Origin of the sequence: Intrasporangium calvum DSM 43043 (assembly GCF_000184685.1) — a bacterium.
In the GTDB taxonomy this organism is placed as follows: Bacteria; Actinomycetota; Actinomycetes; order Actinomycetales; family Dermatophilaceae; genus Intrasporangium; species Intrasporangium calvum.
In genome coordinates this window covers 2,034,887-2,054,811 of record NC_014830.1, presented here as the reverse complement: position 1 = coordinate 2,054,811, position 19,925 = coordinate 2,034,887, and the positions used below count along the sequence as shown (strand labels likewise).

The following is a 19,925-nucleotide window of genomic DNA, read 5'->3' as shown; positions in this document are numbered from 1 at the left end:
CACGTGGATGGCGAGATCGTGTCGGAGCACCGTCCGGCCGAGGTATCGGGCCGTCTGCTGACCCTTCCCAACGTGCTGTCGATCCTGCGGCTCATCGGCGTGCCGGTCTTCATCTGGGCGATCCTCACCGAGGCGGATGGCTGGGCTCTGCTCGTGCTCATGCTGAGCGGGATGACGGACTACGCCGACGGCAAGATCGCCCGCAAGTTCCACATGGAGTCGCGTTTCGGACAGCTGCTCGACCCCGTCGCCGACCGGCTCTACATCCTGACCACGCTGATCGGGCTCGCCTGGCGCGACATCATTCCCGTCTGGCTGGTGGCCGCGCTCGTGCTGCGTGAGCTGGTCATGAGCGTGATGCTCCTGCACCTGCGGCGACGCGGCACCGTCGGCCTGCCCGTGCACTTCGTCGGCAAGGCGGCAACGTTCAACCTGCTCTACGCCTTCCCGCTCCTGCTCCTGGCGAACCGGACCGACTGGATCGGCGAGCTGGCGCGTCCGGTCGGGTGGGGATTCGCGTGGTGGGGCATCGTCCTCTACTGGCTCGCCGCCGTCCTCTATGCACTTCAGGCTCGGTTCGTGCTGGCCCGGGCCTCCGTGGAGCCCGCGTGAGCACACCGTCCAGTCCGCGCCGGCCGGACGCCTCGATGACGCTCCTCACCTCGATGCTGGAGCGACCGCTTGACCCTGGCTACCAGCAGGCGGCTGACCGTCGGGCCGCCGCGGGGCTTCCCCCTGCCACCCCCACCCGGACCGCGATGGTCATCGCCATGATGGTGGTCACAGGGTTCCTCTTCGCGGTCGGGGCGCAGGCGCTCCGGCCCCGCCCGACGGCGGCGGCCTCCGTCAAGGGCGAGCTCGTGGCGCGCATCGAGGCGATCCAGACGCAGGGGCAGAGCCAGGAAGCGACGATCGCCGGGCTGCGCAAGGAGGTGAGCGAGCTGGAGGCCCTGGCGCTGCGCCAGGCCGGTGCCGCCGACCTCACGGACACGATCAAGGAGCTGGAGATCCAGGCCGGCTTCACCCCGATGAAGGGGTCCGGTCTGACCCTCACGGTGGGGGATGCGGCCGACTCCGAGAGGGACGCGGATGCCGGGAGCCGGCCGAGCGGTGGCTTCGACTCGGGCCGCGTCACCTCCAGCGACCTGCAGATCATCGTCAACGGACTCTGGGGGGTCGGAGCCGAGGCCATCGCGATCAACGGGCACCGTCTGACCTCGACCGCCGCCATCCGCTTCGCAGGACAGGCGATCATCGTCGACTTCCGCCCGATCACCCCGCCCTATGTCATCACGGCGCTCGGGGACGCGGCGAGGATGCAGCAGCTGTTCGAGCCATCCTTCGCCGGCGTCTACCTCAGCCAGCTCGAGGAGCAGTTCGGCATCACGACCGACCTCACGGCAGGTGACGCCTTGACCGTGCCGGCCGACTCGCTGACCCGGCTCACGTCAGCGAAGCCCATCGACGCGGGTGCGACGGCGAGCACCGGTCCCTTGCTGGGCGGCACCTCCGCGCCGGCCGGCACCGAGCCGAACGACCAGCCGAACGACCAGCCGAACGACCAGCCGAACGCTGTCTCGAGCGAGGTCCCGAGGGCCACCGTGACGGAGACGTCCGATGGCAGTAGCCTCACCCGGGACGCGAGCGATCCAAGACCCACCGAGGACGCCACTCCATGACCGCAGCCCGTCACTCGCAGAGGAGCAATTCGTGATTCCAGCCCTGGGACTACTCGTCGGGCTGACGATCGGGCTCCTGGTCGATCCCGCAGTCCCCGTGTGGATCCAGCCCTACCTGCCCATCGCCGTGATCGCGGCGCTCGATGCGGTGTTCGGCGCGGTGCGCGCGGTCCTCGACGGGATCTTCAACGACAAGGTGTTCGTCGTGTCGTTCCTCTCCAATGTCATCGTGGCGGCGTTCATCGTCTTCCTCGGCGACCAGCTCGGGGTGGGGTCCCAGCTCTCCACCGGTGTCGTGGTCGTCCTCGGAGTTCGGATCTTCTCCAACGTCGCGTCGATCCGCCGCCACCTCTTCAGGGCCTGACCCATGGCGCGACGCAAGAGGAGCAAGTCCAAGACCACCGCGCGTGCGCAGGTGACCAGCGCGCCACCCGACACCTCGACCACCGCGGCGCCGGGCAACGAAGCAAGGGCGACCCCTCCGCCTGCACCTGAGCCGACCGGTGCCTCCGAAGCGCTCCCGGAGGAGCCGAGCCTCTCGGAGGAGCAGATCCCAAGCGCCCCACCCCCAGAGGGTGCGGTCGAGCCGAGCGCGGCCGGACCGGGCGCGGCCGGCGAGGCAGCGCGCGCCGAGGACCAGCCGCAGGACGCGAAGCCAGTGCAGGCACGGCCCGGGGATGCAGACACTCCGCCCGCCGTGGCCGAGATGACACCCACGCCCGCCGTGGCCGAGATGACACCCACGCCCGCCGTGGCCGAGATGACACCCACGCCCGCCGTGGCCGAGATGACACCCACGCCCGCCGTGGCCGGCACCCCGGCCGCCGTGGCCGGCACCCCGGCCGCGGTCACCCCGCCGACGCCTCCCGCCACCTCGGCCGGGGAAGCCGGCCCGGCGGCATACGGCCTACCTTCGGCCATGCCCGTCGAGCAGGGGAGCGCCCCGCCCACGGTGCCGCCCGGGCACGTGGAGGGGAAGGCCGCCTGGCGTCGGCTGCTGCGGATGAGCAAGCCGCGCACGACCAAGGCGAACGCCCTCGGCGCTCTCCTGGCCATCGCCCTCGGTGTCGCCATCGCGACCCAGGTCCAGCTGACCAACGAACGGGGCCTCAGCGAGCTGAGCCAGACCGACCTGATCCGGCTCCTCGACGACATCACCTCCCGGTCCAGCCGACTCGACCAGCAGATCCACGAGCTGGAGATCACGAGGGACCGGCTCCTCAGCGGCACCGGCAGCGCCGGTGAGGCGCTGGAGCAGGCCCAGCGGCGCGCCGACACGCTCGGCATCCTCGCCGGCACCATCGGGGCCCAGGGACCGGGCATCACCGTCTCCATCACCGACCCCGACCGGGGCGTCAGCGGGCCCGTCGTCCTTGACCTCATCCAGGAGCTGCGGGACGCGGGCGCGGAGTCGATCGAGGTCGGGGGAGTGCGGGTCGTCGCCTCGTCGTACGTCGGCGACGCCAGCGGTACCCTGTCCGTCGATGGGCAGCCGATCCGGCGGCCCATCCTCGTGAAGGCGATCGGCGACCCGAACACGCTCGCCTCGGCCATGACGATCCCCGGCGGGATCGTCGAGACGATCCGGCTCAAGGGCGCGAACGCATCGGTGAACCAGGCGAAGTCGATCACCATCACCTCCGTCCACACCCCGGTCGAGCCGGTCCACGCGAAGCCGGTCCAGTGAGCGGTAGATTCGAGCCGTCCGCCCGTGGACCGACCGACGAGGGCCGGTCCTCCGGCCGGCTCTCTCCGCTCAGCAGATCCCGCCCACCCGATCCAACCCGTTCTGACAGGAGCGACTCATGAGTGACCTCGACTACCCCTCCGACCTGCGCTACACGAGTGACCACGAGTGGGTCCGCGAGGCGGACGACGACGGCGTGGTCCGGGTCGGAATCACCTCCTTCGCCCAGGACGCTCTGGGCGACGTCGTCTACGTCTCGCTGCCGGCCGTCGGGGACACGGTCGCAGTCGGTGACGCCTGCGGCGAGGTCGAGTCGACGAAGTCAGTCAGCGACATCTACGCACCGCTCGCGGGTGAGGTGACCGCAGTCAACCCAGCTCTCGACGCCACGCCGGAGCTCGTCAACTCCGACCCCTACGGTGAGGGCTGGATGTTCGAGCTGCGCCTCGAGGACCCCTCTGCGCTGGAGGGCCTGCTCGACTCCAACGGCTACGTGGCCACCCTCTCCTGACTCCGGCCAGCGGCCCTGTCGGCGTCCGGTGCGGCCCCCGCACGTGCGTTCGCCGACAGGGCGCCGGAGTGAACTAGAGTGGAGAACCCCACGAACCATCGCCACGAGGAGGACCGCATGTCGAGCGACCAGCGCGGCCAGGACGACTACACGGTCGAACCCCGCACCATGCGGTTCCAGGGCGTCCCCACTGCCGGGCCCGACCACGTCGAGACGACGGACATCCGTGGGCTCAGCCCGGAGGACCAGGCGACCATCGAGGCGCTCCGCCCGGGGACCGCACTGCTGATCGTGCTCCGTGGCCCCAACAGCGGCGCCCGGTTCCTCCTCGACGACCTCGAGGTGTCCGCAGGACGCCACCCCGACTCCGACATCTTCCTGGACGACGTGACCGTGTCTCGCAAGCACGCGAGCTTCATCGCGGGCGAATCTGGCTACCTCGTGCGCGACGCCGGGTCCCTCAACGGCACCTACGTGAACCGTGAGCGGATCGACGAGATGCAGCTCCACACGGGGGACGAGGTCCAGATCGGCAAGTTCCGGCTTGTCTACTACGCGGCCTGACCCACCAGCTCGGAGCGGTCTCACGATCGGGCAGGTGCTGGAGCGGCTCCGGGACGACTTCCCCGACGTCACCTCGTCCAAGGTGCGGTTCCTCGAGACCCAGGGTCTCGTCGCACCGGAACGCACGCCGGCCGGCTACCGAGTCTTCCGCCCCGAGGATGTCGACCGCCTGCGCTACATCCTCGCCGCGCAGCGGGACCGTTTCTGGCCCCTCAAGGTCATTCGCGAGGCTCTCGATGCCCTCGACCGTGGTCTGGCCGACCCAGGCACGGAGTCCGTTCGGCCGCAGCCCGACCTCCCCACGCCGGATCCTGTCGGTCCCGAACCGGCGGCGTTCCGCCCCCGCGCCCGAGTGCGGCTCACCGGTCCTGAGCTGCGGCAGGCGAGCGGCATCGACAAGCCCATGTTCGCTGCGCTCGAGAGCTTCGGCCTGCTGCGCGCCGACCGCACCGGCCACTTCACCGCCGAAGCGGTCTCCGTCGCCGTCGCGGCCCGAAGGCTGGCCGAGCACGGGCTCGAACCTCGACACCTCCGACCCTTCCGGACCGCCGCGGACCGGGAGATCGGCCTCGTCGACCAGGTCCTGGCCACCCGACGGGGGAGCGGGTCGAAGGAGGAGCGGACCGCGGAGATCCTCTCGGCCTGCGTGGCCCTGCACGTCGCCCTGGTGCGCTCCGGCCTCGAGCGCTGACCCCGGGGGGTCCGCACCTCACCGGCTGCCCGCACCGCCCTCGTCCGCCGCCCCGGGCCGGACGACCCACCCGCGAACCCGGCCCGGTGACAGGGTCGCCGGGCCGCGCTAGAGGTACGGTGGAGTGGTGAGAGAGGTCGACGTCCTGGGCGTCCGCGTGGAGATGCCGACGAACCAGCCGATCGTGCTGCTGCGAGAGCGGGACGGTGGTCGGTACCTGCCGATCTGGATCGGGGCACCGGAGGCGGCGGCCATCACCTACGCGCAGCAGGGAGTGGTCCCCCCACGGCCCCTGACGCACGACCTGATGCGCGACCTCCTCGCGGTTCTCGGGCACCAGCTCACCGAGGTGCGGATCGTCGCTCTCAAGGACTCCGTCTTCCACGCCGCCCTCATCATCGACGGCACGACGGAGATCAGCTCACGAGCCTCTGACGCCATCGCGCTGGCCCTGCGGACCGGGTCGAAGGTCCTGGTCGATCCGAGCATTCTCGACGAGGCCGCGATCGTGGTCTCCTCTGATGAGGACGACGAGGTCGAGCGGTTCAAGGAGTTCCTCGACCATGTCTCCGCAGAGGACTTCGAGCACCCCGGTGAGCCCGGGCCGGCCCAGGAGCCCTGATCGTCGCCGCGGGGTCCGGTACGACACGGCGCCGTTCGGGACCCCGGTGATTGACGGTGCCCGGTCGTGGTCCTACCGTCGAAGTGAACAACGTGCCTGTAGTTACCTGGATGTCGTCTGCTCGACGCCCGGACCCGAACGAGAGGAACTCGCATGGCCGCCATCGAGGATGCCGCCCCGGCGAGCCGGCGGCCACCGTTCCCCTCGCAGGGGATGCTCTTCTCCGACGACCTCCCGGACCTGACCGAGGACGCCGGCTATCGCGGGCCCACGGCTTGTCGCGCGGCCGGGATCACCTACCGTCAGCTCGACTACTGGGCCCGGACCGGGCTGGTCGAGCCGTCCGTGCGCGGAGCCACGGGTTCTGGGACCCAGCGTCTCTACGGTTTCCGCGACATCCTCGTGCTGAAGGTGGTCAAACGACTCCTCGACACCGGGGTCTCGCTGCACCAGATCCGCGTGGCGATCGAGCACCTGCGCGAGCGGGGTGTGGAGGACCTCGCCCAGATCACCCTGATGAGTGATGGCGCCTCCGTGTACGAGTGCACCTCCGCCGACGAGGTCATCGACCTCGTGCAGGGCGGGCAGGGAGTCTTCGGCATCGCCGTGGGTCGGGTCTGGCGTGAGGTCGAGGGCGAGCTGGCCCAGCTCCCGAGTGAGCGCGCGGAGGACTCGGAGCCGTCGGACCACCCCGACGACGAGCTGACCGCCCGGCGGCAGGCGCGCCGCATCTCCTGAGGCGCTCACTCATCCGGTGAGCGGCTGGTAGGTTTGCCGTGCCGTCCAACCCACATGGGAGAGACCGGGTCGACGTGAGGCGCTTGTCGCCTGACCTCGGCTCGGCGCCGAAGGGGCAACATCCCCGGAACCTCTCAGGCACCCGGACCATGTGGCGAGGCACCCTGGAGGACGTGGGCACTGCCGCCGACGCCGACAGACGGGGAGCGTGTGTCATCCGCTCGTCCCGTCAGGAGCCCCGATGTCTTCCCAGTCCCCAGCCACGCTCGACACCCCCTTCGCCGATTTCGTGGGCCGGCACGTCGGTCCCCGCGCCGACGACATCGAGCAGATGCTGGGCATCGTCGGTCAACCCAGCCTCGACGCCATGTGCGACCGGGCCATCCCGGGAGCCATCAGGTCGACCGAGGCGCTCCGGGTCGACGCCGCCGACAGCGAGTCCGCGGTCATCGAGGAGCTGCGCGGCTTCGCCGCCCGCAACACCGTGCTCACCTCCCTCATCGGCCTCGGCTACTACGGCACCGTCACGCCCCCCGTCGTGCGCCGCAACGTCCTCGAGAACCCGGCGTGGTACACCGCCTACACGCCCTACCAGCCTGAGATCTCCCAGGGTCGACTCGAGGCCCTGCTCAACTTCCAGACGGTCGTCAGCGACCTGACCGGCCTCGACATCGCCGGATCCTCCCTGCTCGACGAGGCGACCGCGGCCGCGGAGGCGATGTCCCTCATGCACCGGGCCTCCCGTGCCGCGGACGGCGTGGTCGTCGTCGACGAGCGGGTCTTCCCGCAGACCATCGCCGTGATGCACACCCGAGCCTCCGCCATCGGACTTCCGCTCGTCGTCGCCGATCTGCGAGGGGTCCGTTCGGCCGAGGACCTGGGCGCTGCCGCTGACGGCGCCACCGTGGTCGGGGTCGTCGTGCAGTATCCCGACGCGACCGGGGCCGTGCTCGACTGGCGCGCTCTTGCCGAGGCCGCCGACGCTGCCGGGGCGCTCGTCACCGCCTGCGCGGACCTGCTCGCCCTCACCCTCGTCGTGCCGCCGGGCGAGTGGGGCGCCGACATCGCAGTCGGCAGCGCCCAACGGCTCGGCGTGCCGATGGGCTTCGGCGGCCCGCACGCCGGCTACATGTCGGTTCACCAGGGCCTCGAGCGCCAGCTGCCCGGGCGTCTCGTCGGCGTGTCGGTCGACGCGCACGGCAAGCCGGCCTACCGCCTCGCGCTGCAGACCCGCGAGCAGCACATCCGTCGGGAGAAGGCCACCTCCAACATCTGCACCGCCCAGGTGCTCCTCGCCGTCATGGCCTCGATGTACGCGGTCTGGCACGGTCCCGAGGGCCTGACCGGCATCGCCCAGCGGATCCAGTCGCACACCGCTCGCCTCCGTGCGGCTCTCCGGGCCGGCGGCGTGGACGTCGTCACCGAGACCCATTTCGACACGCTGACGGTCTCTGTTCCCGGTCGAGCCGACGGCGTCGTCCGCGACCTGCTGGAGCGGGGCGTCAACCTTCGACGGGTCGACGACGACCACGTCTCGCTGAGCCTCGACGAGACGAGCACCGCGGCCACGCTGGACACCGTCCTCGCCGGCTTCGGCGTCGAGGCCCAGCCCGAGCAGCCGGTCGGCGACGCCGGGAACGAGCCCAGCGGCATACCGGCTGATCTGGCGCGCACGTCGGACTTCCTGACGCACCCGGTCTTCCACGCGCACCGCTCGGAGACGGCGATGCTGCGCTACCTGCGCAGGCTCGCCGACCGCGACTTCGCCCTCGACCGCGGCATGATCCCGCTCGGCTCGTGCACCATGAAGCTCAACGCGACGACCGAGATGGAGTCGATCACCTGGCCCGAGTTCGCCAACCTGCACCCCTTCGCGCCCGCGGACCAGACCGAGGGCATCCGCGTCCTCATCGACGACCTCGCCTCGTGGCTCTGCGAGATCACCGGGTATGACGCGGTTTCCCTCCAGCCGAACGCCGGCTCCCAGGGCGAGTTCGCCGGCCTCCTCGCGATCCACGCCTACCACCAGGCTCGCGGCGAGAGCCACCGACGGATCTGCCTCATCCCGGCCAGCGCCCACGGCACGAACGCCGCGTCGGCCGTCATGGCCGGCCTCAAGGTCGTCGTCGTCAAGACGGCTCCCGACGGCACGGTCGACATGGACGACCTCCGGGGCAAGATCGAGCAGCACCGCGAGAACCTCGCGGCGATCATGGTGACCTACCCGTCGACGCACGGCGTCTACGAGGACACGATCACCGAGCTGTGCGCGCTCGTCCACGACGCCGGTGGGCAGGTCTACGTCGACGGAGCGAACCTCAACGCCCTCGTCGGCCTCGCCCAGCCCGGCAAGTTCGGTGCCGACGTGTCGCACCTCAACCTCCACAAGACATTCTGCATCCCGCACGGCGGTGGCGGTCCCGGGGTGGGCCCGGTCGCCGTCCGGGCGCACCTGGCACCGCACCTGCCGAACCACCCGCTCGCCCCCGAAGCCGGCCCCGAGACCGGGGTGGGGCCGGTCAGCGCCGCCCCCTACGGCTCCGCGAGCATCCTGCCGATCTCCTGGGCGTACGTGCGGCTCATGGGCGGCACGGGTCTGCGCCACGCGACGCAGGTGGCCGTCCTCAATGCCAACTACGTCGCGGCGCGGCTCCGCGAGCACTACCCCGTGCTCTACTCGGGGCCGGACGGGCTCGTCGCACACGAGTGCATCCTCGACGTGCGCAAGATCACGGCGGACACCGGCGTGACCGTCGACGACATCGCCAAGCGGCTCATCGACTACGGCTTCCACGCGCCGACGATGAGCTTCCCGGTCGCGGGAACGCTCATGGTCGAGCCCACCGAGTCGGAGAACAAGTACGAGCTCGACCGGTTCTGCGACGCGATGATCGCGATCCGGGACGAGATCGAGGCCATCCACAAGGGCGACGTCGCCGTTGCGGGGAGCATGCTGCGCAGCGCTCCGCACACCGCCCGCGCGCTCGCCAGCGACGACTGGGACAAGGAGTACGAGCGCTCGGCCGCGGCGTTCCCGGTCGGCGTGGACGCCGCCGACAAGTACTGGCCGCCGGTCGGGCGCATCGACGGAGCCTATGGCGACCGTCACCTCGTGTGCTCCTGCCCGCCGCCGGAGGCATTCGAGAGCTGACACACCCGTCGGATTCCCTCGCGCCGAGGCGCCATGTGTGGTTGTCTCGGCTCGTGGGAGCCGACGTCGAACAGGCCAGGTACACCCGGGAGCAGCGGCAGCAGTACCGCGAGAAGGTTCGCCGCGACCTCGACGTGTTCGAGCGGATGCTGGGGCACAGCCAGTTCGAGTTCGACCGTCCGATGACGGGCCTGGAGATCGAGCTCAACCTCGTCAACGAGGACCTCGGACCCAAGCTCGACAACAAGAGCGTGCTCGAGCAGATCGCCGACCCGAACTACCAGACCGAGCTGGCGCGCTACAACATCGAGCTCAACGTCCACCCGCGACCGCTTCCCGGCGATGCCGCGCTCGAGCTCGAGCAGCACCTGCGCGAGTCGCTCAACCACGCCTCCGCCCGGGCGGCCGAGCTGCACACCGGGATCGTCGCGATCGGCATCCTGCCCACCGTCATGCCGGAGCACTTCGAGGGTGACTGGATCAGCGAGAACATCCGCTACGCGGCCCTCAACAACGCCGTGCTCGACGCGCGGGGCGAGGACGTGTGGCTCGAGCTCGAGGGACCGACGGGCGAGCGGATCGCCCGATACTCCGACTCGCTCGCGCCCGAGTCGGCGTGCACGTCGATGCAGCTGCACCTGCAGGTTCAGCCGGAGCGCTTCGCCGACCACTGGAACGCCGCGCAGGTCCTCGCCGGCCCGCAGCTGGCCGTGGGGGCGAACTCGCCGTTCTTCCTCGGCCAGCGGCTCTGGGCCGAGACGCGCATCCCGCTGTTCACCCAGGCGACGGACACCCGGTCGATCGAGCTGAAGAACCAAGGGGTCCGGCCGCGGGTCTGGTTCGGGGAGCGCTGGATCACCTCGATCTTCGACCTCTTCGAGGAGAACGTCCGCTACTTCCCGGCGCTGCTGCCCGAGATCTCGGAGGAGGAGCCGGAGGAGGTCTTCGAGAGCGGCGAGGTGCCAGAGCTGAAGGAGCTGCGGCTGCACAACGGGACCGTCTACCGCTGGAACCGGCCGATCTACGACATCGTGCAGGGCCGTCCGCACCTGCGGGTCGAGAACCGGGTCCTGCCGGCCGGGCCGAGCATCGCCGACGTCCTCGCGAACGCCGCGTTCTACTACGGCGTGGTCCGGGTCCTGGCCGAGGAGGACCGGCCGGTGTGGACCCGGATGAGCTTCTCCGCCGCGGAGGCGAACTTCGAGGAGGGCGCCAGGCTCGGGATCGACGCGCGGACCTATTGGCCGGGGCTCGGTGAGGTGCCGGCGACCGAGCTGGTCCTGCGGCGCCTGTTGCCGATGGCGCACGAGGGGCTCGAGCGGTGGGGGGTCTCCCAGAAGGTTCGGGACCGCTTCCTGACGATCATCGAGCAGCGGTGTCTCAAGGTCACCAACGGCGCCTGCTGGCAGGCGGAGTGCGTCGCCCGGCTCGAGTCCCGAGGCCTGCCCCGCGACCGAGCGCTCCGGGAGATGCTCGCGAAGTACATCGAGGGGATGAGCGCCAACGAGCCGGTCCACGAGTGGGAGCTGCCGGCGGCCAGGTAACCATCCCGTATGCCGCTGGGCTCGCTCTCGTGGGTCCGCCGGGCTACGACGGGGTGGAGTCCTTGAGCAGGCGCCACGGGGACAGGTTGTAGGTCCCGATGCAGCGGGTGGACCGGTGGTGCGTCAGCACGCTCATCGAGCCCGCGTCGAGGATGAGGTGCTGACCGAAGCGAGGGGTGGTTCCCAGCCAGACGGCGGTGAGGACGCGGAGCGCGTGCCCGTGTCCGAAGAGGGCGACGTCGCCGCGCTCGAGGGCGGGCCAGACCTTGTCGATGACCTGCTGGCCGCGGGTCGCCACCTCGTCGACGGTCTCGCCCGGGGTGTCGCCGGGCGTGACGCCGTCGGCGAAGACCTCCCAGGGTCGGCCGAGCCGCTCGGAGATCTCGGCTGTGGTGATGCCCTCGTAGGCGCCGTAGTCCCACTCGCGCAGGAGCGGCTCGACCTCGAAGTCGCCCAGGCCGGCCAGCTCGGCCGTGTGGCGCGCCCGCTGCAGTGGCGAGACGAGGACCCGCTCGAAGCGGCGGTGGCGCAGGATCTCGCCGAGCTCGCGCGCGGCAGCCTCGCCCTCGGGGAGGAGCGGCAGGTCGGTGCTGCCGGTGTGCTGGCCACTGATGGACCACTCGGTCTCGCCGTGGCGGAAGAGGTAGATGCTGCCGGGCACGACGCCGTCGGGTTTGGCCATGCGCGCAATCTAGCGGCCCGGGCAGACTGGGGCCATGGACCTGCGCTTCCGGCTGCTCAACGTGTTCTCCGTCGACGACGACCCGTTCTCGGGCAACCCGCTCTGTGTCTTCGACGACGCCGGCGAGCTCGACACCGAGCAGATGCAGGCGTGGGCAAGGCAGTTCAACCTCAGCGAGACGACCTTCATCACCTGCACGCGGCTGCCGGCAGCGGAGGCAGACGTCCGCATCTTCACCGCCTCCTACGAGATGCCGTTCGCCGGCCACCCCACCCTCGGAACCGCCCACGTCGTCGCTGACCTCTGCGACGGTGGCGGCAGGGGCTGCGACGCGGTCACCCTGTCGATGCCCGCCGGTCGCATCCCGGTGCGGCGGGTCGACGGGGGTTGGCAGCTGCGGGCGAACCCGGCGGTCACGCGGCCGCTCGAGAGCTCCGCGTCCGAGGTCGGGGACGTGCTGGGAGTCCAGGCCGCCGCCGTGGTCGGTGAGGGCGGGCACTGGGTCGATGCCGGCGTCGAGCAGCTCCTCGTCCAGCTCGCCGATGCCGACGCGGTCGCGGCCTGCGCCCCCGACGTGCGCGGGGTGCACCGGGTGCTCTCGATGCCGGGCCGCGAACCGCAGGTCTACGTCTGGGCGTGGACGGGGGAGTCCTCGGTCACTGCGCGAATGTTCTCGGCGACGGGCACTGCCCTCGAGGAGGACCCGGCGACGGGATCCGCCGCGGCCAACCTCGGCAGCTGGCTCTCATTGAGGGACCGGCGCGGGCAGGAGCTGACGATCTCGCAGGGCGCCCAGGTCTCCAGGCCGTCGCGCCTCGCCGTGTCGGTCGACGACGACGGGACCGTCTTCGTCGCCGGTCAAGTCACGGAGGTCGGATCGGGCAGCGTCACGACCGGGCGCGGCGGACCAGCTCGAAACAGACGACAGCGGCCGCTGCCGACACGTTGAGCGACTCGACGCCGCCCGTCATCGGGATCGACACCCAGGTGTCCACGAGTCGCGCGACCTCCGGCCCGTGGCCGGCCGTCTCGCTGCCGAGGACGACGGCGACCCGTTCGCGCAGGTGGGCCGTGAAGAGGTCGTCGTCCCCATCGGCGTCGAGCCCGACGATGTGGAAGCCGGCCTCCTTCAGGGCGGTGACCGCTTCCACCGCGGTGAACGTCTTGAGGATCGGGGCCCGGAACGCAATGCCGGCCGACGCCTTGACGACGAGCGGGTCGATGGAGGCCACGCCCCGGCGGGGCACGACGATGCCGTCGATGCCGGCCGCCGTGGCCGAGCGCAGGATCATCCCGACGTTCGCCGGAGTCGTGATGCCGTCGAGGACGAGGACGGTGCGCAGGTCGGCGTGGTCGATGGCGACCTCGAGCGGAAGCATCCGTGGGGCCACGACATCGGCGAAGACGCCCTGGTCCTGGCGGCCGTTGCCGGCCAGCTTCTTGACCCGCTCGGCTGGGGCGGACTGGACCGTGATCCCGCGCCGGCCGGCCGCGCGGCGGATCTCCGTGAGCCCCGACCCGCGCGCACTGTCCGCGATGACGACCTTGTCGACGTGCAGGTCAGGGTCGAGCAGCACCTCGTGGACCGGGTTGCGCCCGTAGACCGTGATGAACCGGTCCTTGGGGGAGATCTCTGGCGTCACGCCGTCAGGATCCCACGCGGGGCCCGGCGTGCGGTCGCCGCCGCGCGGGGACCGAGCGGGCGGGCGGACCGAGCCCAGCGGCATACGGCGTGGATCGGCGTGGATCGGCGTGGATCAGCGTGGATCAGCCGGGGACGGGAATGCGCGGGGGAGTGGCTTCGTTGGTATGATTGAATCATCAACTATTAGGAGCTGGGACACATGCAGTTCGGGATCTTCACGGTCGGCGACGTGACCACCGACCCCACCACCGGCCGGACCCCCACCGAGCAGGAGCGGATCAAGGCCACGGTCGCCATCGCGCGCAAGGCTGAGGAGGTCGGCCTCGACGTGTTCGCGACGGGTGAGCACCACAACCCGCCGTTCGTCGCCCCCGCCAACCCCACCGTGCTGCTCGCGAACCTGGCCGCCGTGACGGAGCGGATCATCCTCACGACCTCGACCACCCTCATCACGACGAACGACCCGGTTCGGCTCGCCGAGGACTACGCCTACCTCCAACACCTCGCCGACGGCCGGATCGACCTCATGATGGGGCGCGGGAACACCGGACCGGTCTACCCGTGGTTCGGGAAGGACATCCGCGACGGCATCCCGCTCGCCATCGAGAACTATGCGCTGCTCCACCGACTGTGGCGCGAGGACGTCGTCAACTGGCAGGGCAAGTACCGCACCCCCCTGCAGGGCTTCACCTCGACCCCGCGGCCGCTCGACGGGGTGCCGCCCTTCGTGTGGCACGGCTCGATCCGCAGCCCCGAGATCGCCGAGCAGGCCGCCTACTACGGTGACGGCTTCTTCTCGAACCACATCTTCTGGCCCTCCAGCCACGCCCGCCAGATGGTGCAGCTCTACCGGCGCCGCTTCGAGCACTACGGCCACGGCTCGGCGGACCAGGCGATCGTCGGCCTGGGTGGCCAGGTCTTCATGCGGGCCAACAGCCAGGACGCCATCCGCGAGTTCCGACCGTACTTCGACAACGCCCCCGTCTACGGGCACGGCCCCTCGCTCGAGGACTTCATGGCGCAGACCCCGCTCCTCGTCGGCAGCCCCCAGCAGGTCATCGAGGCCACGCTCGGCTACCGCGACTACGTCGGTGACTACCAGCGTCAGCTCTGGCTGATGGACCACGCCGGGCTGCCGCTCAAGACGGTCCTCGAGCAGCTCGACATCCTCGGCGAGGAGGTCGTGCCCGTCCTCCGCAAGGAGTTCGCCGCGCTCAAGCCCGCCCACGTGCCGGACGCACCCACCCACGCCTCGCTCGTCGCCCAGGCCGGCGGCGGTCACGACGCGACCGTCTATGCCCCCGCCGACGACGTGACGGGCGCCTCGCCCGACGCGTCGCGCACCCCCACCCCCGCGAACGGAGAGCCCCGATGACCACCCGACTCGCCGTCATCACGGCCGGCATCACCGAACCGTCGTCCACCCGGCTGCTCGCCGACCGCCTGACCGAGGCGGTCGTCCGGGCGCTGGGCGCCGAGGACGTCCTCGTTGACGTCATCGAGGTTCGCGAGGTCGCCCATGACCTGACCAACAACGTGCTCACCGGCTTCGCGTCGCCGGACCTGCAGGCCCGTCTCGACGCCATCGTCGCGGCCGACGCCCTCATCGTGTCGACCCCGATCTACAGCGCGTCCTACAGCGGTCTCTTCAAGATGCTCGTCGACGTCCTGCCCAAGGACTCGTTGCGGGGCAAGCCGGTGCTCCTCGGCGCGACCGGGGGCACGGCGCGGCACTCGCTCGCCATCGACCATGCGCTGCGGCCGCTGTTCGCCTACCTGGGCGCCCTCGTCGCACCGGTCGCGGTCTTCGCCGCGTCGGAGGACTGGGGGAGCGTGGCGGCGGGCCGGCTCGGGGCGAGGATCGACCGGGCGGGCGCCGACTTCGTCCGGATCGTCGCGGGCGCGCCCGCGCCGGCGGTCCTCGACCCGTTCGAGGACGTCACGCCGTTCGAGTCCCTCCTCGCCGAGGCGTCTCGCGGCTGACCGGTGCGCCCGAGGGCGCGCCTGGCTCGAGCCGAAGGCGTCGTGCACATCCCCTGGCCGCAGGCATCCCCGTCCACAGCTTTGCGTCGCGGTCGGGCGAAGGCGGGCTTGAGGGCAGAGGCTGTCCGCTGAAGGAGGGTCATGTCCAACGTCATCCACATCTTCACCGGCAGCCGGGTCGACCCCAAGGTCGGTGTCGTGCCGCGATCGGGCGAGTGCCTCGGGTGCTTCACCCACCGGATGGTGCTCGCCGGCGGCTGCAGCAACGGTCTCGGCTGGGCTGAGCACTACCGACTCGTCCGGGCGCGGCGCGCCGTGACTCTGCGGCGGCGCCTGACCGCCCTCGGGGCGCGATGTGACTGCGAGGTGATCCACGAGATCTGGCAGCCGTCACCAGTGCTCTGGACCCGGGACCCGCAGTCGGGGGACCTCGCCGCGCCGAGCGTCCTTCCCCCGTGCGAAGGCGTCCGCCCCGGGTCCACGAAGCCGTGTTCGTGGTGGGTCAGTGGCGCCAGCCTCGCACTGTGACGGGAGGGACAGCCTGAGCGTGCGCCCGACATGGGAGGGTGTGCGTCATGGCGAAGTACTTCGACGTGCACCCGGTCGATCCGCAGGCTCGGCGCATCGCCCAGGCCGTCCAGATCCTGCGCGACGGTGGGCTCATCGCCTACCCGACGGACTCGGGCTTCGCACTGGGGTGCTCCCTCGACAACCCCGACGGCAGGAGCCGCATCCTGCGGATCCGCGGCCTCGACGACCGGCACCACTTCACCCTCGTGTGTGCCGACTTCGCGCAGCTGGGCCAGTTCGCGCAGCTGGACAACACGGTCTTCCGCGCCGTGAAGTCGCACACACCCGGGCCCTACACCTTCATCGTCCCGGCGACCAAGCAGGTGCCCCGCCGGCTGCTCCACCCGAAGAAGCGGACCGTCGGGGTGCGCATCCCCGACCACCCGGTCGTGCGCGCCCTCCTGCAGGCCCACGGGGAGCCGATCCTCTCGAGCACGCTGCTGATGCCGGGTGACGAGGAGCCGATGACGGACGGCTGGGCGATCAAGGAGCGCCTCGACCACGTCGTCGACGCGGTGATCGACTCGGGGGAGTGCGGGCTCGAGCCGACGACGGTGGTGGACTTCTCGGACGGCTATGCGGAACTGATCCGGGTCGGCGCCGGCGACCCGTCCGACTTCGAGGCGTAGTGGCGAGTCATAGTTAAGGATATTTACCTATCCCTAACTAAGATTCGATGTGACGATGGACTGGCCACCGATTGCGACTGTCCCGCGGACCTGGACGCCGCGGCCCGAGGGCTTGGCGGCGACCTCGCGACGCGCACGACGCAGCGTTCCCGCGTCCTTTCTCACCGCGGTCGCGCCGCCGATCGCAGCCACCGCGGTCCACCTGCCCGGCGACCTCGCGGCAGACCTGGATGAGGCCACCCGGCTGCTCACCGCGTTCGATGCCGGGGGAGCGGGCGAGGTCGCACCCTTCGCCGCCATCCTGCTTCGGTCCGAGAGCGCAGCCAGCTCCCACATCGAGAACCTCACCTCGTCAGCGCGGGCCCTCGCCGAGGCGGCGATCGGGGCCGGGGACCGGAGCGACGCCCTGTCGATCCTGGCCAACGTGCGGACGATGCAGGCGGCGATGGACCTTGCCGGGGACCTGGACGAGGACTCGATCCTCGCCATGCACCGGGCCCTGTTGACGGGACAGAGCCAGCTGCGCCCCGGTCGGTGGCGGGAGGAGCAGGTGTGGATCGGGGGCAGTGGCCTGCACCCAGGGGACGCCGACTTCGTTCCTCCGGTGGCGGGGGACGTTCCCGCCCTGATGGCGGACCTGTCCTCCTTCCTCGCCCGCGACGACGTGCCCCCGCTCGCCCTTGCCGCGCTGGGCCACGCACAGTTCGAGACGATCCACCCGTTCACGGACGGCAACGGCAGGACCGGTCGAGCCCTGCTCCACGCGTCGTTGGTCAACACCGGGGTCATCCACCGTGTCACGGTGCCCATCTCCGCCGGGCTCCTCGTCGAAAAGGGGCGCTACTTCAGTGCCCTGACGTCCTACCGGGACGGTGACGCGGCTCCGATCCTCCGGTGCGTCGCGCAGGCCGCCCGAACCGGTGTGGCCGTGGGGGAGCGGCTCGTCGCGCGACTCCGGCAGGTGCGCGCGGAGTGGGACGACCGCGTATCGGCCCGGGCCGACTCCGCCGTGTGGCGCATCGCGGACCTCGTCCTGCGCCAACCGGTCGTGACGGCCAAGCTCGTCACGGCTGAGCACGACGTCTCCGCGCCCACGGCACAGGCCGCACTGGCCCGGCTCGTCGAAGCCGAGGTACTGGTCGAGTCGACGGGCTGGCGGCGCAACCGGGTCTATCGCTCCCCGGAGGTCCTCGAGGCTCTCGACGGCTACGCCGAGAGCCTCGGCCGCCGCAGCAGGTGACTGCACCGCCGGCCTGCGCTTGAATGCGTGCATGTCCAGCGGAACAGCAGCCAGCGCGGAAGCGGAGCCGACCACCGAGCAGGTGCTCGACGAGCTCAGCCGGCCCGAGCGCACCAGTCTGAGGCTCCGCATGGAGCGCTGGGCCCCCGACCTCGACGCTGCCCTGCGCCAGCTGTACCCCACCGCCGACATCGCGCAGCTCAGCGCGCGGCTCCTTGCCGTGGCCGCCCGGGGGTACCGCGACCGGGACGAGGACCTGCGGATCCTCGACGAACGTCGACTGCTCCGTCCCGACTGGCTCCAGCAGCCGGGAATGTTCGGCTACGCCTGCTACACCGACCGTTTCGCCGGTCGGCTGCTGGACCTGCCGGCGAAACTCGACTACCTCTCGGAGCTGGGCGTCACGTATCTGCACCTGATGCCGCTGCTGCAACCCCGCGCCGGAGACAACGACGGTGGCTACGCCGTGGCTGACTACCGCAGCGTCCGGCCCGACCTGGGCAGCAACGACGACCTCCAGGCCCTGACCCGCACCCTGCGGGCCCGCGGGATCTCCCTCGTCTGCGACCTCGTGCTCAACCACGTCGCACGCGAACACGACTGGGCCGAGCGCGCCCGGGCGGGCGACGACCACTACCGCGCCTACTTCCACGTCTTCCCCGACCGGGAGGAGCCTGACGCCTACGAGCGGTCCCTGCCCGAGGTCTTCCCCGACTTCGCCCCCGGAAACTTCACGTGGGACCCCGACCTCTCCGGCTGGGTCTGGACGACGTTCAACGAGTGGCAGTGGGACGTCAACTGGTCCAATCCCGACGTGCTCTGCGAGTACGCAGAGATCGTCGTCCACCTCGCCAACCTCGGCGTGGAGGTCCTGCGCCTCGATGCCATCGCCTTCACCTGGAAGCGGCTGGGGACCTCGTGCCAGAACCAGCCGGAGGTCCATGCCCTGACCCAGGCCCTGCGCGCCGTCGCCCGGATCGCGTGTCCCGGCGTCGCGTTCAAGGCAGAAGCGATCGTCGGTCCCCGCGACCTGGTCCAGTACCTCGGCACCGGGAGCCATGCCGGACGGGTCAGCGAGCTGGCCTACCACAACAGCCTCATGGTTCAGGTGTGGTCGATGCTGGCCACGGGCAACGTCGTTCTCGCCCGAAGGGCCCTCGCCGCGTTGCCGGAGACCCCTCCCACGAGCACGTGGATCTGCTACGTCCGGTGTCACGACGACATCGGCTGGGCGATCGACGACGGCGACGCTCACGCAGTGGGCCTCGACGGACCCTCCCACCGACGGTTCCTCTCCGAGTGGTACTCGGGTGACCACCCGGGATCGTGGGCGGACGGTCTCGTCTTCCAGGAGAACCCGGCCACCGGAGACAAGCGGATCAGCGGCACGGCGGCCGCTCTCGCCGGTCTCAGCACGGGCCCCACTGCCGACGCCGTCAACCGCTCGCTCGCCCGGGTCTTCCTGGCCCACGCGATCATCGCGGGCTGGGGTGGCATCCCGGTCGTCTGGAGCGGCGACGAGCTGGGTCAGCCCAACGACCCGCGATGGCGTGCGGAGGCCGGTCACGAGGACGACAACCGGTGGGCTCACCGGCCCCGCCTCGACTGGAGGCTGGCCGAGCACCGTGACCACCTCTCGAGCACCGTCGGCAAGGTCTTCCAAGGCATTGCCCACCTCGCGCGGACGAGGCGCTCGCTGCCACAGCTCCATGCGGCGGCCCTGACGAGGGTCGACCCGGACTCCGACGAGGGCGTTCTCGTCATCGAGCGGCGCCATCCGAGCGGCACCATGGTGTGCGTCTACAACGTGACCGACACGTGGCGGCCCGTCGCGATGGACATCTTCGCCCGAGCGGGGATCAGCGAGCCGCTCAATGCCCTGAGCGGGCACGCGGTCGTCGGGGGAGCGGACGGTAACGCCATGGTCAGCCCCTATGCCGCTTGGTGGGTCATCGACACAGCATCTTTTTATGCATGAATTCCCCTGTG

Annotated in this window: 20 protein-coding genes and 1 riboswitch; of the genes, 18 read left to right on the top strand and 2 right to left on the bottom strand. The window is 70.7% G+C overall.

Annotated features, from left to right (window positions below; translation table 11 throughout):
• Positions 1–3: 3 nt before the first annotated feature.
• From clsA to INTCA_RS09190, 11 genes are all read left to right on the top strand, one after another.
• Complete coding sequence (clsA, locus tag INTCA_RS09240) at positions 4–612, top strand: cardiolipin synthase ClsA (RefSeq protein WP_013492651.1); 609 nt, start codon at positions 4–6, stop codon at positions 610–612.
• Positions 609–1,679 (top strand): DUF881 domain-containing protein, encoded by a 1,071-nt coding sequence (locus INTCA_RS09235; RefSeq protein WP_244859812.1) that lies wholly within the window; start codon positions 609–611, stop codon positions 1,677–1,679. The genes clsA and INTCA_RS09235 overlap by 4 nt, the downstream gene beginning before the upstream one ends.
• Before the next feature lie 31 nt (positions 1,680–1,710).
• Positions 1,711–2,043, top strand: coding sequence for a small basic family protein (locus INTCA_RS09230; protein WP_013492649.1), 333 nt, complete (start codon positions 1,711–1,713; stop codon positions 2,041–2,043).
• A 3-nt stretch (positions 2,044–2,046) separates the two neighbouring features.
• Positions 2,047–3,366, top strand: coding sequence for a DUF881 domain-containing protein (locus INTCA_RS18660; RefSeq protein ID WP_013492648.1), 1,320 nt, complete (start codon positions 2,047–2,049; stop codon positions 3,364–3,366).
• A gap of 118 nt (positions 3,367–3,484) precedes the next feature.
• Positions 3,485–3,877, top strand: coding sequence for a glycine cleavage system protein GcvH (gcvH, locus tag INTCA_RS09220; RefSeq protein WP_013492647.1), 393 nt, complete (start codon positions 3,485–3,487; stop codon positions 3,875–3,877).
• 117 nt (positions 3,878–3,994) lie between these two features.
• Positions 3,995–4,441 (top strand): FHA domain-containing protein, encoded by a 447-nt coding sequence (locus INTCA_RS09215; RefSeq protein WP_041308582.1) that lies wholly within the window; start codon positions 3,995–3,997, stop codon positions 4,439–4,441.
• A complete protein-coding gene (ftsR, locus tag INTCA_RS09210) occupies positions 4,422–5,132 on the top strand; it encodes a transcriptional regulator FtsR (RefSeq protein ID WP_013492645.1) in 711 nt (236 codons plus the stop codon). The genes INTCA_RS09215 and ftsR overlap by 20 nt, the downstream gene beginning before the upstream one ends.
• Positions 5,133–5,259: 127 nt before the next feature.
• Positions 5,260–5,754, top strand: coding sequence for a bifunctional nuclease family protein (locus INTCA_RS09205; RefSeq protein WP_013492644.1), 495 nt, complete (start codon positions 5,260–5,262; stop codon positions 5,752–5,754).
• Between the two features lie 153 nt (positions 5,755–5,907).
• Complete coding sequence (locus INTCA_RS09200; protein WP_013492643.1) at positions 5,908–6,492, top strand: MerR family transcriptional regulator; 585 nt, start codon at positions 5,908–5,910, stop codon at positions 6,490–6,492.
• 45 nt (positions 6,493–6,537) lie between these two features.
• Positions 6,538–6,652, top strand: a riboswitch (glycine riboswitch).
• An 81-nt stretch (positions 6,653–6,733) separates the two neighbouring features.
• On the top strand, positions 6,734–9,643 hold the full coding sequence (gene gcvP / locus INTCA_RS09195) for an aminomethyl-transferring glycine dehydrogenase (protein ID WP_013492642.1): 2,910 nt from the start codon (positions 6,734–6,736) through the stop codon (positions 9,641–9,643).
• 53 nt (positions 9,644–9,696) lie between these two features.
• Entirely contained in the window at positions 9,697–11,187 is a 1,491-nt protein-coding gene (locus INTCA_RS09190; RefSeq protein WP_041307483.1) for a glutamate-cysteine ligase family protein, read from the top strand.
• Positions 11,188–11,230: 43 nt separating this feature from the next.
• Here INTCA_RS09190 and INTCA_RS09185 read toward each other — a convergent pair whose 3' ends face one another.
• Positions 11,231–11,869 carry a histidine phosphatase family protein gene (locus INTCA_RS09185; RefSeq protein WP_013492640.1) on the bottom strand — a complete coding sequence of 213 codons (639 nt, stop codon included), beginning with the start codon at positions 11,867–11,869 and terminating at the stop codon, positions 11,231–11,233.
• 34 nt (positions 11,870–11,903) lie between these two features.
• Between INTCA_RS09185 and INTCA_RS09180 the strand changes: the two genes are divergently transcribed.
• A complete protein-coding gene (locus INTCA_RS09180; RefSeq protein WP_013492639.1) occupies positions 11,904–12,818 on the top strand; it encodes a PhzF family phenazine biosynthesis protein in 915 nt (304 codons plus the stop codon).
• On the opposite strand, the gene INTCA_RS09175 is transcribed toward INTCA_RS09180, so the two are convergent.
• Positions 12,757–13,512, bottom strand: a complete 756-nt coding sequence (locus INTCA_RS09175) for a TrmH family RNA methyltransferase (RefSeq protein WP_013492638.1) — start codon at positions 13,510–13,512, stop codon at positions 12,757–12,759. The two genes, INTCA_RS09180 and INTCA_RS09175, sit on opposite strands and share 62 nt — an antisense overlap.
• Before the next feature lie 201 nt (positions 13,513–13,713).
• On the opposite strand from INTCA_RS09175, the gene INTCA_RS09170 reads away from it, so the two are divergent.
• From INTCA_RS09170 to INTCA_RS09145, 6 genes are all read left to right on the top strand, one after another.
• The gene (locus tag INTCA_RS09170; RefSeq protein WP_013492637.1) at positions 13,714–14,889 is read left to right on the top strand and encodes an LLM class flavin-dependent oxidoreductase; all 1,176 of its coding nucleotides are present in this window, start codon (positions 13,714–13,716) and stop codon (positions 14,887–14,889) included.
• Positions 14,886–15,497, top strand: coding sequence for an FMN reductase (locus tag INTCA_RS09165; protein WP_013492636.1), 612 nt, complete (start codon positions 14,886–14,888; stop codon positions 15,495–15,497). Before INTCA_RS09170 ends, INTCA_RS09165 begins: the two co-directional genes overlap by 4 nt.
• 141 nt (positions 15,498–15,638) lie before the next feature.
• On the top strand, positions 15,639–16,025 hold the full coding sequence (locus tag INTCA_RS09160) for a DUF2695 domain-containing protein (RefSeq protein ID WP_013492635.1): 387 nt from the start codon (positions 15,639–15,641) through the stop codon (positions 16,023–16,025).
• A 47-nt stretch (positions 16,026–16,072) separates the two neighbouring features.
• Positions 16,073–16,696, top strand: coding sequence for an L-threonylcarbamoyladenylate synthase (locus INTCA_RS09155; RefSeq protein WP_013492634.1), 624 nt, complete (start codon positions 16,073–16,075; stop codon positions 16,694–16,696).
• A 55-nt stretch (positions 16,697–16,751) separates the two neighbouring features.
• Positions 16,752–17,936, top strand: coding sequence for a Fic family protein (locus INTCA_RS09150; protein ID WP_013492633.1), 1,185 nt, complete (start codon positions 16,752–16,754; stop codon positions 17,934–17,936).
• Between the two features lie 31 nt (positions 17,937–17,967).
• Positions 17,968–19,914 carry an alpha-amylase family protein gene (locus INTCA_RS09145; RefSeq protein ID WP_013492632.1) on the top strand — a complete coding sequence of 649 codons (1,947 nt, stop codon included), beginning with the start codon at positions 17,968–17,970 and terminating at the stop codon, positions 19,912–19,914.
• The last annotated feature ends 11 nt before the right edge of the window (positions 19,915–19,925 follow it).